The 15,163-nt window shown below is 57.3% G+C and carries 16 protein-coding genes; 10 read left to right on the forward strand and 6 right to left on the reverse strand.

All coding sequences use genetic code 11. The features are described 5' to 3' along the window. Positions 1-456: 456 nt before the first annotated feature. The 4 genes from greA to DFP90_RS16480 all read right to left on the reverse strand — a co-directional run bounded on the left by greA (position 457) and on the right by DFP90_RS16480 (position 6,846). On the reverse strand, positions 457-933 hold the full coding sequence (greA, locus tag DFP90_RS16465) for a transcription elongation factor GreA (RefSeq protein ID WP_115937622.1): 477 nt from the start codon (positions 931-933) through the stop codon (positions 457-459). 139 nt (positions 934-1,072) lie between these two features. Continuing rightward, entirely contained in the window at positions 1,073-4,345 is a 3,273-nt protein-coding gene (gene carB / locus DFP90_RS16470) for a carbamoyl-phosphate synthase large subunit (protein ID WP_115937623.1), read from the reverse strand. A 199-nt stretch (positions 4,346-4,544) separates the two neighbouring features. Next, positions 4,545-5,255 carry a DUF1194 domain-containing protein gene (locus DFP90_RS16475; RefSeq protein WP_181905412.1) on the reverse strand — a complete coding sequence of 237 codons (711 nt, stop codon included), beginning with the start codon at positions 5,253-5,255 and terminating at the stop codon, positions 4,545-4,547. A 193-nt stretch (positions 5,256-5,448) separates the two neighbouring features. Then, positions 5,449-6,846: an aminotransferase-like domain-containing protein gene (locus tag DFP90_RS16480; RefSeq protein ID WP_115937625.1), complete on the reverse strand. Its 1,398-nt coding sequence runs from the start codon at positions 6,844-6,846 to the stop codon at positions 5,449-5,451. Positions 6,847-6,962: 116 nt separating this feature from the next. Here DFP90_RS16480 and DFP90_RS16485 point away from each other — a divergent pair, with 116 nt between their 5' ends. The 7 genes from DFP90_RS16485 (at position 6,963) to folD (ending at position 11,651) form a co-directional block, all read left to right on the forward strand. After that, a complete protein-coding gene (locus DFP90_RS16485) occupies positions 6,963-7,871 on the forward strand; it encodes a DMT family transporter (protein WP_115937626.1) in 909 nt (302 codons plus the stop codon). A gap of 104 nt (positions 7,872-7,975) precedes the next feature. Next, entirely contained in the window at positions 7,976-8,686 is a 711-nt protein-coding gene (locus tag DFP90_RS16490) for a hypothetical protein (protein ID WP_115937627.1), read from the forward strand. Continuing rightward, positions 8,686-9,582: an RNA polymerase sigma factor gene (locus DFP90_RS16495; protein WP_115937628.1), complete on the forward strand. Its 897-nt coding sequence runs from the start codon at positions 8,686-8,688 to the stop codon at positions 9,580-9,582. Before DFP90_RS16490 ends, DFP90_RS16495 begins: the two co-directional genes overlap by 1 nt. 33 nt (positions 9,583-9,615) lie before the next feature. Next, the gene (locus DFP90_RS16500; protein WP_115937629.1) at positions 9,616-10,047 is read left to right on the forward strand and encodes a VOC family protein; all 432 of its coding nucleotides are present in this window, start codon (positions 9,616-9,618) and stop codon (positions 10,045-10,047) included. Positions 10,048-10,128: 81 nt separating this feature from the next. Further along, positions 10,129-10,428 (forward strand): YggT family protein, encoded by a 300-nt coding sequence (locus DFP90_RS16505; RefSeq protein ID WP_245957098.1) that lies wholly within the window; start codon positions 10,129-10,131, stop codon positions 10,426-10,428. 19 nt (positions 10,429-10,447) lie between these two features. Beyond that, on the forward strand, positions 10,448-10,765 hold the full coding sequence (locus tag DFP90_RS16510; protein WP_115937630.1) for a DUF167 domain-containing protein: 318 nt from the start codon (positions 10,448-10,450) through the stop codon (positions 10,763-10,765). Further along, complete coding sequence (gene folD, locus DFP90_RS16515) at positions 10,758-11,651, forward strand: bifunctional methylenetetrahydrofolate dehydrogenase/methenyltetrahydrofolate cyclohydrolase FolD (RefSeq protein ID WP_115937631.1); 894 nt, start codon at positions 10,758-10,760, stop codon at positions 11,649-11,651. The genes DFP90_RS16510 and folD overlap by 8 nt, the downstream gene beginning before the upstream one ends. A 185-nt stretch (positions 11,652-11,836) precedes the next feature. Here the strand turns inward: folD and DFP90_RS16520 are convergent, their stop codons facing one another. After that, complete coding sequence (locus tag DFP90_RS16520; protein ID WP_115937632.1) at positions 11,837-12,136, reverse strand: DUF3253 domain-containing protein; 300 nt, start codon at positions 12,134-12,136, stop codon at positions 11,837-11,839. Between the two features lie 58 nt (positions 12,137-12,194). Further along, the gene (locus DFP90_RS16525; RefSeq protein ID WP_115937633.1) at positions 12,195-12,485 is read right to left on the reverse strand and encodes a hypothetical protein; all 291 of its coding nucleotides are present in this window, start codon (positions 12,483-12,485) and stop codon (positions 12,195-12,197) included. 45 nt (positions 12,486-12,530) lie between these two features. On the opposite strand from DFP90_RS16525, the gene DFP90_RS16530 reads away from it, so the two are divergent. From DFP90_RS16530 to DFP90_RS16540, 3 genes are all read left to right on the forward strand, one after another. Then, positions 12,531-13,220 carry an NnrU family protein gene (locus tag DFP90_RS16530; RefSeq protein WP_181905413.1) on the forward strand — a complete coding sequence of 230 codons (690 nt, stop codon included), beginning with the start codon at positions 12,531-12,533 and terminating at the stop codon, positions 13,218-13,220. 190 nt (positions 13,221-13,410) lie between these two features. Then, positions 13,411-13,983: a GGDEF domain-containing protein gene (locus DFP90_RS16535; RefSeq protein WP_115937635.1), complete on the forward strand. Its 573-nt coding sequence runs from the start codon at positions 13,411-13,413 to the stop codon at positions 13,981-13,983. Positions 13,984-14,110: 127 nt separating this feature from the next. Beyond that, complete coding sequence (locus DFP90_RS16540; protein WP_115937636.1) at positions 14,111-15,142, forward strand: GGDEF domain-containing protein; 1,032 nt, start codon at positions 14,111-14,113, stop codon at positions 15,140-15,142. The last annotated feature ends 21 nt before the right edge of the window (positions 15,143-15,163 follow it).

The raw sequence follows: 15,163 nt of genomic DNA on the forward strand, positions 1-15,163 counted from the left end.
CTGTTTCCGTTTGGACATAACTGATCTCCATTGTTGAGATCAGAAAACACTCTTCTGTAGCTTACGTCACTGTCCGATTTCCGGGGACTAGCTCAATTGAGTATGTACAACTATCTTACTATTTATGGTGCATTGCGTAGCCTATCACTTTCGTTCGTTATTTTTGCCTGGACGGCTATCGTACAGCTCTTGATCGATCTCCCGCTATTTGGACAAGGCAAGCTCTCTACATGGATATCTGGTGAGGCTTGGTTGTTCTCTAGAGAAGTTTGGTTAGTTGTTCTTTTTAGCCTTCTTGGTTGGTTCTGTTTTTTGGGTTTTGTGAAGTTCTTTAGGCGATACTCTGAGGCCGGTTTTTGGGGTTATCTCGTTGAAGATCATCGAAACTCGTCGGAACGATAAAAAAACGGGGCCGTTTGGCCCCGTTTTCACGTCGATCACGTCTGTCGTGGAAGATTATTTATATTCCACGGAAACCACTTCGTAATCCTTGGTGCCGCCCGGTGCGGACAGCTCGAAGGCGTCGCCCTCGGTTTTCCCGATCAAGGCGCGGGCCAGCGGGGAAGAAAGCGAGATCAGGCCTTTGGAAATATCGGATTCCAATTCGCCAACGATCTGATAGATCTTTTCTTCGTCCGTATCGCAATCGGCAACGGTCACGGTCGCGCCGAATTTGATATTTTCGTCACCGGCAAATTTCGCGGGGTCAATCACCTCGGCGCGGCTGGTCTTGTCTTCCAGCTCCATGATGCGGCCTTCGGTCAGGCTCTGCTGTTCGCGGGCAGCATGATATTCCGCGTTCTCCGACAAATCGCCATGTTCGCGCGCCTCGGCAATCGCCTGGATGATTGCCGGACGGGTGACGGATTTCAATGTTTTCAATTCTTCCTGCAGGGCTTCGTAGCCGCGCAGGGTCATGGGTACTTTTTCCATGAACGTGCCACCATTCTTTTCAATTCTGAGCTCTTCGTTCCTGCCACTCCTCAGTTACGAAGATCCGTTAAAAACAAAAAAAGAGCGTCCGCGAGGCGTCTCTTCCTCGCGGGGCCCGGCCTAAAGGCAGATACTATGTTTACCCAAAATAGGTCTGAAGCGGCGCAACTTCAAGCTTTCCTTTGCGCAGCGCCCGGATTGCCTGGGCAGCGGCCCACATGCCACGGGTGGTGGTATAGTAGGGAATGGACTGCATCAGGGCGGTGTTGCGGATGGAAAAGCTGTCTTTGAGCGCCTGTGCTCCTTCGGTGGTGTTGAAGACCAATTGCACTTCGCCGTTGATCATCGCATCCACGATATGGGGCTGGCCTTCCTGCACCTTATTGATGCTTCTGACCGGAATGCCGTTCTCGGTGAGATAAGACGCCGTGCCATGGGTGGCAATCAGTTCGAACCCGTCTTCGGCCATCATACGCGCCGGTTCCAGGATCTTTTCCTTGTCGCTGTCCTTGACCGAAATGAAGATGCCACCCTGGTCCGGCAGATCCGCGCCACAGCCCAGCTGGGCCTTGGCGAAGGCGATGGCAAAATCCTTGTCCAGGCCCATTACCTCACCGGTGGAGCGCATTTCCGGCCCCAGAACCACATCAACGCCGGGGAAACGGGCAAACGGGAAGACCGCTTCTTTGACCGCGATATGTTCGCCCAGCGCATTGTTGGTCAGGTCGAAATCGGTGAGACGCTCACCGGCCATCACACGGGCCGCGATCTTGGCCAGCGGAATGCCGGTTGCCTTGGCAACAAAAGGCACGGTCCGGCTGGCGCGCGGGTTCACTTCCAGGATGAAGATATTCTCGCCCTGGACGGCAAACTGGATATTCATCAATCCAACCACCTTGAGGGCATGGGCCAGGGCTTCGGCCTGGCGTTTCATCTCCTCAACGATGTCATCGCCCAGGGTATAGGGCGGCAGGGCGCAGGCGCTGTCACCGGAATGGATGCCCGCTTCCTCGATATGTTCCATGACGCCGGCCACATAGACCTGGGCACCGTCGCACAGCGCGTCCACATCCACCTCGACCGCATCCTTGAGGTAATAATCGATCAGGACCGGGCTGTCGCCGGAGACAGTCACAGCACTGTCCATATAGCGTTCCAGCTGTTCCCGGTTGTAAACGATTTCCATGGCGCGGCCACCCAGCACGTAGGACGGGCGGATCACCACCGGATAACCGATATTCTCGGCAATGGCGGCGGCTTCGGCCTCGGTGGTGGCGATGCCGTTGGGCGGCTGGCGCAGGTCCAGATCCTGCAACAGTTTCTGGAACCGCTCGCGGTCCTCGGCCAGGTCGATGGCATCCGGGCTGGTGCCCAGGATCGGGATCCCGGCTTTTTCCAGCGCGTGGCTGAGTTTCAGCGGGGTTTGGCCGCCAAACTGTACGATCACGCCTTTGAGCGTGCCCTTCTGCTGTTCCTTATGGCAGAGCGCGATTACGTCTTCGTCGGTCAGCGGCTCGAAATACAGGCGGTCGGATGTGTCATAGTCGGTGGAAACCGTTTCCGGGTTACAGTTGACCATGATGCTCTCGATACCGGCATCGCTGAGCGCATAGGCGGCGTGAACACAGCAATAGTCAAATTCGATACCCTGGCCGATCCGGTTCGGGCCGCCGCCCAGGATGATAACTTTTTCCCGGTCGGAAATGTCGGCTTCACATTCCGCCTCATTGATGCCGTCGCCTTCGTAACAGCCATACATATAGCTGGTCTGGCTCGGGAATTCGGCGGCGCAGGTATCGATGCGCTTGTAAACCGGCAGGACATCCAGCTCCCGGCGCAGCAGGGCAACATCATCGGAAAGCCGGTTGGCCAGCGTGGCCAGCCTTGCATCCGCGAAGCCCATTTTCTTCAGCCGCAGCAGATCCTGGCGATTGTCGGGCAGGCCGTTGGCGATCACCTCGGCCTCGGCGGCCAGAATGTCCTGGATCTGCTCCAGGAACCAGGGGTCGATCTTGGTGGCGTCGAAGATTTCCTTCTGGGTCATGCCGTGGCGGAAGGCCTGGGCCACTTTCAACAGCCGGTCCGGTTCCGGACGGGAAATGGCGGCACGGATGGCACCCTTATGGACCTCGCCATTTTCGTCAACGGCGCCGGGGATCACAATGTCATCCAGGCCGGTCAGGCCGGTTTCCATGGAACGCAGCGCTTTTTGCAGCGATTCGGCAAAGGACCGGCCGATGGACATGGCTTCGCCCACGGATTTCATCGCGGTGGAGAGGATCGGCTCGGCACCGGCGAATTTCTCAAAGGTGAAACGCGGCATCTTGGTGACCACATAATCGATGGTCGGCTCGAAAGAGGCCGGGGTCACTTCGGTGATGTCGTTTTTCAACTCGTCCAGGGTATAGCCGATGGCCAGTTTGGCTGCGATCTTGGCAATCGGGAAGCCGGTGGCCTTGGACGCCAGCGCGGACGAGCGCGACACGCGGGGGTTCATCTCAATCACGATCAGGCGGCCATCTTCGGGATTGACCGCGAACTGGACGTTGGAACCGCCGGTTTCAACACCGATCTCGCGCAGGACCGCGATCGAGGCGTTGCGCATGATCTGATATTCTTTGTCGGTCAGGGTCAGGGCCGGAGCGACGGTGATGGAATCACCCGTATGCACGCCCATGGGGTCGATATTTTCGATGGAACAGATGATGATGCAGTTATCGTCCTTGTCGCGGACAACCTCCATCTCATATTCCTTCCAGCCCAGGATTGATTCCTCGACCAAGACCGTGGTCACCGGCGAGGCCTTCAGGCCGCTGGTCACGATGTCGCGATATTCTTCCTTGTTATAGGCAACGCCGCCGCCGGTGCCGCCCAGGGTGAAGCTGGGACGGATGATTGCCGGCAAGCCGATGAAGTCGAGCGCATCCATGGCCTCTTCCACGGTGCCGACCTGGCGTGAGCGCGCGCTTTCCAGCCCGATCTTGTCCATGGCGACCTTGAACCGGTCCCGGTCCTCCGCCTTGTCGATCACGTCGCCATTGGCGCCGATCATTTCAACGCCCAGTTTCTCAAGCGTGCCATCCTGGTCCAGCGCCAGCGCGGTATTCAGCGCGGTCTGGCCGCCCATGGTCGGCAGCACCACCAGTTTTTCATCCGGGCGCTCGGCCAGCTCGCGTTCGATGATGCGGCGCACGATATCCGGGGTGATGGGTTCGATATAGGTGGCGTCCGCGGTGCCCGGGTCCGTCATGATCGTCGCCGGGTTGGAGTTGATCAAAACAACGCGATACCCTTCTTCCTTCAACGCTTTACACGCTTGCGTGCCGGAATAGTCAAACTCACAGGCCTGGCCGATGATGATCGGGCCGGCGCCGATGATGAGGACGGTATCGATATCGGAGCGTTTGGGCATCGCGCAAAAACCTTCACTGCAGTGTCTATTTTGCGCCTGTCGACCCGGCAACCTGCCACGAATGAAAGAAACCGGGTCCTTAGGCGGCGCAGATGTACAGCAAGTGACCTGAAATGGCCAGCCCTGTATGACAGGAAAATGACGGAAATGCGCCGGAATTACTGACTGTTTGGTCAGGAACTGCCGCCTGGGAGCTGAGTCAGGGAATGATGATCGGTTTTTTCTGCTTGGTCATAAAAGCCAGTTGCTCGATCGGGTCGCCCAATTGGACCACCGGGATATACTGGATCTCTTTGAGCAGCTTGCGCTGGATGGCACGGGCGTAATCTCCATAATCCTGGGCCTTGACGACGAAGGCACCGGGGCCGCCGATGACCCAGTCGCGGTAGTAGAAATCCAGCGTCCGGTGATCATTGGTGATGGCCAGGCCGTTGATGATGGTGCCGCGCATCACCGCCTGATCCCGGGCGATCAGGATATTTTCGCCGGTATTGTTACGTCCGTCGCCTGAAATATCGAGCACCTGACGATCACCCTGATAAGGGCTGGTTTCAAACAAAACCTGGGAAAAGGAAATCACCGAGGAAATGGCGGTTGCGCCCAGCTCGGATATCCGGGGCATGCTGTCAATCTGATCTGCCAGCGCCAGCGCATCGGCGCGGCTGGAGACCTTGGTCCAGGGAATGGCGACCGCCTCCAGGCGGACATTGGACCATTGCACGACCGTGATCGCGATAGAGCCAATGGGGCCTGACTGGATCGCGGTAATCACTTCGGGGCTTCTGAGTGCCTGGGCCATGCCGCTCACCTGCTGGCGGAATTCCAGCCGGTTCACCGAATAGGAACAGTCAATGGCCAGGATCAGCTCTAGATCCACCGGTTCGGCCAGCGCAGCCCGCCCGCCCCACAAGAGGCTGAACGCCAGGGCGGCAAGGATGGTCAGGCGTCGAAACGGGCGAAAGGTCAGGATAATTCTCCCTCTTTGACACTATCCTAATATCCTAAGCTTTTTCTGTGAAGCCTTTCCAAACAAGATGATGAGATTGGGTCAATCGCCAGGCGGGTGGGAGGGGCGGAAGGATTATATGTGGGGGCACAGCCGTTCAAACAGTATGTGCCGCGATAATTTCACCCAGCCGGTCCAACCCGTCCTGCCAGTGCGGATTGTCCTCATAATGGGCAATATTGAGGCGGATGCAGTTTTTGAACTGGCCCGTTGTGGAAAAGATGCTGCCCGGCGCGATGCCGATCCGGGCGGCCTGCGCATGGCGGTAGATGGCGTCGCCATCGGTGCCGGGCGGCAGGGTGATCCACAGCAGGAAACCGCCGTCGCTGCGATGGATGCGTCCGCGCCAGTGTGGGGTCTCGGCCAATCGTCGGCGCACCGCCTGGGCGCGCTGGTGATAGCTGCGCCGGACCCGGTCCAAATGGCGGCGGAACTGGCCGGATGAAAGGAAGCGGGCGATGCCCAACTGCATCAGATTGACCCCGCCCAGACCGGTCAGCATCAGCTTTTTGGCGATGGCCTCCTGATACCGGCCTGCCGCGATCCAGCCGAGGCGCAGCCGGGAATCCAGGCATTTGGATAGTGAGCTGCAATAAATCACCCGTCCGGCCAGGTCCATGGATTTCAGGCTGGGGGGTATCTCATCCATATGCAGCATGGCAAAACAATCATCCTCGATGATCGGCAGATCCCCGGTCTTGGCCATGATCGCGCGGCGGTTTTCTTCCGGCAGGCTGTATCCGGCGGGGTTGTTGACCGTGGGGTTAAGCAGCAAAGCCTTGACCGGCCATTTTTTCAACGCATCGCGGAGCGCGTTAATATCCATGCCGTGGACCGGGTCGGCGGGGATCTCGATGACTTTCAGCTCCAATGCTTCCAGGGATAAGAGGGTGCCGAAGTAACAGGGCGCATTGACCAGCACGATATCGCCAGGCCTCGTGATTTCCTGGAGCGCGATGCTAATCGCCTGCTGGGCGCCCTGGGTGACCAGAACGTCATCGGGCGGCAGATAGGCAGCTTCCTGGAGGCTGATCCGGCCCAGATGCTTGCGCAGATCGGCCAGGCCGGGGGGCAATTGATAACCATTGGGCTGGTCCAGCTGGTCACGCGCGCTTCTGGCGATGTCGCCATAGAGCCGCCGCACCGCCGGGAAATTGACACAAGGATGGGCCGACCCCATGGGCAATAATGTGGAATTGCTGGCCTGTTCCATGACCTTGCGGGCCAGATGGAAAACACCGACAAATTCCGGATCGGGCAGGTTAGCCTCCTCGTTCCGGGACAAGTTATCACTGCACAGGACAAAACCCGACCGGTCATAGGCTGTGATCGTGCCGTCGGCCTCCAATTCCTGATAGGCGCGGATCACGGTGTTAAGCCCGATATTCATCTGACCGGCCATGGCACGCAGGGATGGCAGCCTGTCGCCTGCCGCCAGCAGCCCCTGTTCGCGCTGGTCTTCGATATGGCGGATAACATCCTGGTATTTGGCCATTGCTATTTCCAACTGTACCTATTCAATTTCAAGAATCTGTGTCTTTTAACCATATCTGTTTCCTATTAGATAGGGGGCAGGTTTTGTTTCACATTAGGAAAATACCGGATCCATCCATGTTAGACCGTTTTGCCCCCATTCTCTTTGTGCTGCTCTGGAGTACCGGTTTCATCGGGGCCAAATACGGTTTGCCCTATGCAGAGCCGATGACCCTGCTTTCGGTGCGCATGGGTTTCAATGTGGCGGTGTTCCTGTTGATTGCCTATTGGATGGGGGTGCGCTGGCCGAAAGGGATCGAGATCCTTCATGCCATGGTGGCGGGCATCCTGATTCACGGCATTTATCTTGGCGGCGTCTTCTATGCCATTGGTGAAGGCTTTCCGGCGGGTCTGTCGGCTCTGATCGTGGGGCTGCAGCCCATTGTGACCGCCTTTCTGGCCGGTTTCCTGTTTGGCGAACGCCTGCGGCAGGTGCAGTGGATCGGGCTGGCGTTGGGTTTCATTGGGGTGGCTTTGGTTTTAAGCGGCCGTTTCCAGATCCCCGGCAGCGCGGAGGTGATGCAATTGGGAGTGATGGTTTCCGTTTGCTCCCTCTTTGGGATCACCATCGGCACGCTTTATCAGAAACGCTTTTGCGGCAATTTGAATTTGATCGGCAGCAGCATTTGGCAATATCTGGGGGCGGCTTGCTTCTATCTGCCGCTGGCACTTGCTTTCGAGGAGATGACCATCCGCTGGACGCCGGAATTTATCGCGACCATGGCCTGGCTGGTGCTTGGGCTTTCTGTGGTGGCGGTGTTGTTGCTGCTTCACCTGATCCGCAAGGGCGAGGCGTCCAAGGTGGCGTCACTCTTCTATCTGGTACCACCGACGGTGGCCCTGGAAACATATTTCCTGTTCGATGAACGTCTGGACCTGATGGGAGTTGCCGGGATGGCGCTGGTGGCCTGCGGTGTCTGGCTGGTGCTGCGCCAGGGCGCGGCAAAGGGGCTGAAGAAGCCGCTGGCCTCGGGGCCGGCGGAATAATTTAAAAAAAATCAGCCGCCACTGTCACAATCGCTGAAATTTTCCGTCTAACCCTGTGCAAGCCGCTTTTTGCGGCAAAACACAGATGAAAGAAGGTTAGACCAATGAAATTTCTACGCGCAGCATTGATGGCGGGTGCCGCCTGTCTGGCGACCGAGGCAGCCCTGGCCGCGGATGCCGGTATCACGCCGGTTATCAAAGGACCTGTGGCCGAAGTGGCGATTTATCATGTGGCGGATCCGGAGAATTATCCGGCCATGATGGCGGCGGTCATGGAGGAGGTGGGCGAGATGCCGGGCCTGAGGAATGGCGTGCATATGCGATCCTTGAAGGATCCCACACTCTTTGCCGATGTCAATCTGTGGGATAGCCTGGAAGAGGCGGTAGCCGCCGCTAAACAGGTTGAAACTGAAGACCGGTTCAAACCCTTCATGAACAGCATCAAGGAAATCAAGCTGTTTGGTCATTTTGTGCCGGGCCAGGATGGATCGGCGTTGCGGAAATTCCTGGCGGATGGAGCGGTCATTGAAATGGCGGTTTATTCGGTCAAGGACCCCGCTGTCCAGGAAGGGCCGCGGCAGTCCGTCTATAATGCGTTGCAAAAGACGGATGCTTTTTTTGGCGGCCTCCCGCTAAGCCCGGCCCATGAAGGCGAGCCTTATATTGACTTCATTGCCTGGTCTTCGGAAAAAGAGGGCATGGCGACAGCGGAAAGCATGATGGCAATGGATGAGCATAAAGCCTTTTTTGCCAATGCGGAGAAGATGTCGATGTTTGAGTTTTTTGAGATTTATGACATGGACGGATTCGAGTGATGGCCGCCAATCCCTTCCTGGCCAGTGAAACACGGGATGAAGAGGACGCCGCTTTGGCGGCGTCCGCAGCCCGGGGCGACCGAGAGGCCTTGGAAGCCCTGATCCGGCGGTATCAGGCCTGGATCTATAATCTGGCGGTGCGCATGATCCTGAATCCTCAAGACGCCCAGGAACTGACCCAGGAAGCCCTGTTGCGCATCATCACACGCATCGCCCAGTTTGAGGGGCGTTCCTCCTTCCGGACATGGGCCTACCGCATCGTGACCAATTGTTTCCTGGATGCCAAACGCGGTCAGTTGGAAGGGTTCATCACCAGTTTTGACGATTATGGCCGGGATCTCGATGCAATTCCGATGGCGGCACTGACCCTGACTGCGGATCAGGAGCCGGACCGCGCACTGATTGTCGAAGAGGCCAAGCTGGGCTGTATGTTGGGCATGCTGCTCTGCCTCAGCCGGGAACAGCGGATTGTTTATACCCTAGGCGACATTTTCGAGGCGCCGTCAAAAATCGCAGCGGAGATCCTGGGATTGTCAGCTGTGAATTTCCGTCAGAAATTGACCCGTGCCCGGCGGGATCTGATCAGTTTCATGCAGGATAAATGCGGCCTGATCAACCAAGCCAACCCCTGTCGTTGCGACCGCAAGGCAGCCGGTTTCCGGCAGGCAGGCTGGCTGGAGCCGGACCGGTTGAAATTCGCGGGCCGTCATTTGCAGCGGATCAAGGGGAAAGTGGCGGCAGAAAGCGCGCCGCTGGATGATTTTGTGGAAGAAGCCTATGCTAGGCTTTTCCGTGATCATCCGATGCAGGAGCCATTGGCCGAAGGGGGGACGCAGGCGATCCTCTCTGACCTGCTCGACAGCCCGGAATATAAACGGATTTTCGATTTGCCCTAGCGGCTGGGCCCGGCTCGGCATAGACTCAATTTCATGAAGCCGACATTGACCCATATTGCCCTCCATGTCCGCGATCTTGAGGCCTGCGTGGCTTTCTATCGGGATTACTGCGGATTGGTGATCGTGCATGAACGGTCCCATGAGGATGTGAAACAGGTGGTCTGGCTGGCGGAAGACCCGGAGCGGCATGATTTCATTTTCGTGCTGCTAAAAGGTGGTCCCGGTCGAGACCAGGAGAAAGAGGATTACTCCCATTTGGGCTTTGCCTGCCCGTCGAAACAGGCGGTGGACGTGATCGCGGCAAAAGCCAGGGCGGCGGGCTGCCTGATTTGGGAGCCACGCGCAGAACCCTATCCGACCGGTTATTATTGCGGGATCCGCGATCCTGACGGCAATGCCGTGGAATTTTCCTTCGGCCAGCCGCTGGGGCCCGGCGCGGCTGTGATTGGCTGGCCGGAATCCTGATCCGGCTCTTTTCCTGCGGGCTTGCGCTTCCTATATGGATATGCGTAAAGTTTGATCCCGCTCGAAACAGCAATTACAGAAATGGGTTATTCACCGATGGTCGCACCGGTTCAGTGGCTTCTTTATAACATTCTCCAGATATATTTTGTTTTCGTGATTGCCAATGTGATCCTGAGCTGGCTGGTGGCGTTTAACGTGATCAACACCCGCAACCAGTTTGTCTATATGGTTGGGAATTTCCTGCATAAAGTCACCGAACCCGTGATGGCGCCGATCCGCCGGGTGCTGCCGGCCATGGGTGGGCTGGATCTGTCCCCGATTGTGGTGCTGCTTGGCATTGGCTTCCTGCAGCTGATGATCCTGCGCTATATCCATTTCTGATCACCAGGATAGACCCGCCATGCCGGTCAAGCCGGTCTGCGATGGCATCCACCTGTTCCTGCGTGTGACGCCGAAAGCGTCCGCCAACCGTCTCCGTTCTGTGGAGCTGGATGGCGCTGGCCAGGCACGCCTGAAGATCCAGGTCACCGCCCCGCCGGAGGGCGGAAAAGCGAATGCTGCGGTGATCAAACTCTTGTCAAAGGCGTTGGGAATAGGGAAAACGTCGCTCAGGGTCGTATCCGGCCAGACGGATCGGCATAAGATGCTGCATATTGCCGGGGAACCGGCAGAACGAGAAAAACTGATTAGAGACTTGCTTAGGGAAAACCATGTCTGAACCGAAAATCATCGACGGCAAGGCCTTTGCCGCGGGTCTGCGGGACCGGATCGCAACCGAGGTTGCCAAGCTGAAAGAAGAAAACGGGATCACGCCGGGACTGGCCGTGGTTCTGGTGGGTGAAGATCCCGCCTCCCAGGTCTATGTGCGCTCCAAGGGCAAGCAGACCGTGGAAGCCGGCATGCAGAGCTTTGAGTATAAAATGCCGGAAACCACCAGCCAGGAAGAGCTGCTGGCCAAGGTGGAAGAGCTGAATAATGACCCGGCCGTCAACGGCATCCTGGTCCAGCTGCCGCTGCCCAAACAGATTGACGAGCAGGCTGTCCTGGCGGCGATCGATCCGGCAAAAGACGTGGATGGTTTCCACACCACCAATGTGGGGCTGCTCGGCACCGGTTCCGACAATGGCCTGGTGCCCTGCACGCCGCTTGGCTGCATCATGCTGCTGCGCGATCATTTCGACGGTAACCTGAGCGGCAAGAAAGCGGTTGTGATCGGTCGCTCCAACATCGTCGGCAAACCGATGTTCAATCTGCTGCTGAAAGAAAGCTGCACCGTGACCGTTGCGCATTCCCGTACCCAGGATCTGCCCGGCGAAGTGCGTCAGGCCGATATCGTTGTTGCGGCCGTGGGTCGTCCGGAAATGGTCAAGGGCGACTGGCTCAAAGACGGGGCTGTTGTGATTGATGTGGGCATCAACCGCATCGACAAGCCGGAAGGCGGCACCCGGCTGGTGGGCGACGTTGATTTTGCCAGCGCTTGCGAGCGCGCATCGGCCATCACCCCGGTTCCGGGCGGTGTCGGTCCGATGACCATCGCGGTACTGCTGGCCAATACGGTCACGGCCGCCTGCCAGCAGAACGGCATTGCGGTGCCGAAACTGTAAGGCGATCGTCGTAAGACGGAATTAAAAAAAAGGCCGGATCTATTCGATCCGGCCTTTTTTGAATGTTGTTCCCTTTGCCGTCATGCCGGACTTGATCCGGCATCCGGGAAGGTGATCTCTAATCCATTGTGCCATGCGCCCTGGATCCCGGCTCGGTGACCGGGATGACAGGTTGCAGCATGGTTTTAATCCTGCTTGGGCAGGCGGATGCGCCAAAGGCCCTTGAGGTCATTCAGGTCCGCGGGTTCGCCCTTGCGGATGATCTCGACCTGGCCGGTGCGGGCAAGGTGCAATGCCTGCTGTTTGGCGGCATTCATATAGCGGCGCCACAATTCCGGGCCGTCTTTGGGTTTGCGCACCCGGTCAGCGGTCGCCTTGGCCACGTCTTGCGGACTCACCGACTTGCCGTCTTCCAGGTAATGCAGCAGCTCCAGGATATCCCGGGCAACGGGGTCGAGGGGCTTTTCATCTTGCGTATCAGTCATGGCGGTCCTTTATCACGACCATGTTTGGTTGGAAAGAGAATCCATGCCAAACCGGTTGTCAGCGCGGTTTAATGCGCAAAAAGATGGCCCCGTCGGTCCGGATGGGATCCACGGCAATTCCGTTTTTCCGGGCCTCGATCTCGCCCCTGTTGACCAGGATCTGGGCGGCCTGCAAAACTTCCGAGAGGATTATTTCCGGCGCCTCATCCGGGTAAAGAGTATCAATAAACCAATGGGGTGTGATCTCGCCCCGGCTGTGCAGGCTGTCGAGTAAATGGCGCTGAACCTGTTCGGTTGTACGGCGGAAGCGAAAGCCGAACAACCGGTTGAGAATACGTGAAATTGTCATCTTTCCACTATGGACAGCCGGGGGGCTCAAGTCCATACTCTGGCCATGACAGAACCGATCAACATTCTCTTTTTCTGGACCTTGGCCTTTGTCGGCGGGCATTTCCTGCTCTCTTCCCGGGCGATGCGGACACCGCTGGAGCATAAGCTGGGGGTTCAGCCCTATCGGGGCCTTTATTCCCTGTTGGCGCTTGGCACATTTGCCATGATGTTGTTGGCCTTCCGTGATGCGCCTTTTGTGGAGGTTTGGAGCCCCAGCCCGGCCTTGCGGGCGGTGCCGGGGCTTTTGATGATTCCGGCCTTGATTTTATTTGTTTCCAGCCTGACCACACCCAACGTCACCCTGGTTGGCGGCGAACGCCTGGCGGCTGAACCACAGCCGGTTACGGGCATCATGACCATCACCCGCCATCCTTTCTTATGGGCGGCGTCCCTGTGGGCGATCGGTCATTTGAGCGTGAATGGCGATCAGGCTTCGATCATTCTTTTTGGCGGCATTCTGGTGCTCTCGATCGGGGGCATGCTGCATATTGACCGGCGCCGGGCGGGGACGCTCGGGGCGGCGTGGGGCCCGGTGGCACTGGCCTCTTCTGTGATCCCCTTCCATGCCGCTTTGCAGGGGCGTACCAAGATTGATTGGCGTGGGATCGGCCTGATCCGCCCGCTGGCCGGGTTGGCGCTTTATAGCGCCTTGTTGATGGGCCATGAATGGATCGCCGGGATCGCGCTGTTTTAACCCTTCGTCTATTTAAGAGAAAATTAGCAATTAGCCTGTTACCGTCCGCCTTACGGGTGATCTGGGCTGAATGGATCTTGTTTTGTGGGGTCTATTTGGTGATTTTTCTAAACCAGATTCAAAAAGTATTACAATGATATGGCCGTCTTGTTGCAGAAACTGGATGAACCTGTAGGAAAGGCACAAGTATTTGTTATCGGTAACCGACCCGCTGACCGGCAGTTACAACCGGATGCATTTCATTGAGACCGCTGAACAGTTCCTGGAGGATTGCCGTGCCCGCGATTGCAGGCTTTCCCTGGCCTTGATTGATGTGGACCGGTTCGGTGCGTTGAATGATGAGTATGGCGAGGCAGCGGGAGATCAAGCCCTTGTTGCGGTGGTCGACGCCTGCAATGCTATCCTTCATGACGCTTTTTCCGACCTGAAAGAAAAGGGAATTGGGGTTTCCCGTCTGGGCGGAGAGGAGTTTGCTTTCATGTTGCCGACCATGGATTCCGCCATTGCGGTTTCTTTCTTGGAAAGCATCCGTGCCTGCGTGGCAGATCGGGAGATCAATCATCAGGATAACCGGTTCCGGGTGACCATCAGCATCGGTGTTGCGGTGCTGGGGGCAGGGGACAGTTTGGATGACCTGCTGGCGCATGCCGATTGCGCATTGTATCAGGCCAAGGAGGAGGGCCGGAACAAGGTTGTTCTTTACCGCCCGGGCTTAGCCACGCCGCCGGTGGGACGTCGGGTAACCCGGTCAGAAGGGCGCTAAGCAGTATCGCACCCCCCGACGGTTAACCTTTTTCATACCGGGATCCAGCAATTTAATAAATTATTAGAAAGCTTATAGGTACCGTATTAGCCGTTTGTCAGGACGGAGCAGGCGTAGCTGCGGATATATGACTGATTTTTTTTATGAAGATGAAGAAGGGCTGGAAGAGGCCCAATCCACATTCCGACAGCTGGCGGATACCCAGCAGCGCATGGGCGAGATTATCGAATTGATGCCGGTCGGTCTGTTCATCCATCGGGACCAGACCATTGTCTTTGCCAATAAGGAAAGCGCCCGGATGCTGGGCATCGACCAGGAAGGGTTGATTGGACGGCATCTGTTTGACTTTGTCGAGGATGCGGCCGCCTCTGATCTGTTTCTGAAATTTCAGGAGCTGTTTCAGAAAGATGAAAATCTGCAGCTTGAGGATGTCCGGATCCGATCCACGGACGGAACTGAGCGCATTGTCAGGATCACTGCCAGCCGCCTGCCCTGGGAGGGGACCCCGGTTGCCCAGATTCTGCTGTTGGATATCACCGAACTGAAGGAAAAGGAGAACGAGCTTTTCACCATTTCCATCACAGACCCGCTGACCGTTTGTTTCAACCGGTCTTATTTCGCCAAGGTTTCCGGCGATTTGATTGCGGCCTCCCGGCGGCTGAATGAATGTCTGGCGTTGACGATTTTGGATGTGGATCATTTCAAAAAGATCAATGATACCCATGGCCATGCAGGCGGGGACCAGGTCCTGATGAACCTGGTCAGGATCTGCAAGGCGAAACTGGAACAGGTCTATGCCGATGCCCCGGACAGGGCCGGCGCGGTCTTCCGGTTGGGCGGGGAGGAGTTTGCCCTGTTACTGCCAGGGCTTGGAGACAGCCAGGCGCAGGCACTTTGTGATGAGCTGCGTGAGGAAATTGCAGCACAGGGAACGTTTTTTGAAGAAGCAGTGATTCCGATGACGGTCAGTATGGGGCATTCCCAACTGCAGCCCGGGGAAGGGGTCGATGCTTTTTTGCGCCGGGCGGACAGCGCGCTCTATCACGCCAAGGAAACCGGTCGGAACCGGGTGGTGGCCTGGCGGGCCGATCTGTGTCTGCCGCCCGAGCGCGCGCGTATTGCCCGCAAGGATGGAAAACGCCCGGAAGAACAGGAATAGGGCGGCAAAAAAGGGGGCTAT

The organism is Aestuariispira insulae, assembly GCF_003385955.1.
Taxonomy (GTDB): Bacteria; Pseudomonadota; Alphaproteobacteria; order UBA8366; family Aestuariispiraceae; genus Aestuariispira; species Aestuariispira insulae.

What these genes read in the sequence shown, in the direction of transcription:
- DFP90_RS16520 (WP_115937632.1), bottom strand. Translation starts at nt 12,136, where the DNA reads ATGACTGATACGCAAGATGAAAAGCCCCTCGACCCCGTTGCCCGGGAT.
- greA (WP_115937622.1), bottom strand. Translation starts at nt 933, where the DNA reads ATGGAAAAAGTACCCATGACCCTGCGCGGCTACGAAGCCCTGCAGGAA.
- DFP90_RS16510 (WP_115937630.1), top strand. Translation starts at nt 10,448, where the DNA reads ATGCCGGTCAAGCCGGTCTGCGATGGCATCCACCTGTTCCTGCGTGTG.
- DFP90_RS16525 (WP_115937633.1), bottom strand. Translation starts at nt 12,485, where the DNA reads ATGACAATTTCACGTATTCTCAACCGGTTGTTCGGCTTTCGCTTCCGC.
- DFP90_RS16495 (WP_115937628.1), top strand. Translation starts at nt 8,686, where the DNA reads ATGGCCGCCAATCCCTTCCTGGCCAGTGAAACACGGGATGAAGAGGAC.
- DFP90_RS16505 (WP_245957098.1), top strand. Translation starts at nt 10,129, where the DNA reads ATGGGTTATTCACCGATGGTCGCACCGGTTCAGTGGCTTCTTTATAAC.
- folD (WP_115937631.1), top strand. Translation starts at nt 10,758, where the DNA reads ATGTCTGAACCGAAAATCATCGACGGCAAGGCCTTTGCCGCGGGTCTG.
- DFP90_RS16485 (WP_115937626.1), top strand. Translation starts at nt 6,963, where the DNA reads ATGTTAGACCGTTTTGCCCCCATTCTCTTTGTGCTGCTCTGGAGTACC.
- DFP90_RS16490 (WP_115937627.1), top strand. Translation starts at nt 7,976, where the DNA reads ATGAAATTTCTACGCGCAGCATTGATGGCGGGTGCCGCCTGTCTGGCG.
- DFP90_RS16530 (WP_181905413.1), top strand. Translation starts at nt 12,531, where the DNA reads ATGACAGAACCGATCAACATTCTCTTTTTCTGGACCTTGGCCTTTGTC.
- carB (WP_115937623.1), bottom strand. Translation starts at nt 4,345, where the DNA reads ATGCCCAAACGCTCCGATATCGATACCGTCCTCATCATCGGCGCCGGC.
- DFP90_RS16540 (WP_115937636.1), top strand. Translation starts at nt 14,111, where the DNA reads ATGACTGATTTTTTTTATGAAGATGAAGAAGGGCTGGAAGAGGCCCAA.
- DFP90_RS16480 (WP_115937625.1), bottom strand. Translation starts at nt 6,846, where the DNA reads ATGGCCAAATACCAGGATGTTATCCGCCATATCGAAGACCAGCGCGAA.
- DFP90_RS16500 (WP_115937629.1), top strand. Translation starts at nt 9,616, where the DNA reads ATGAAGCCGACATTGACCCATATTGCCCTCCATGTCCGCGATCTTGAG.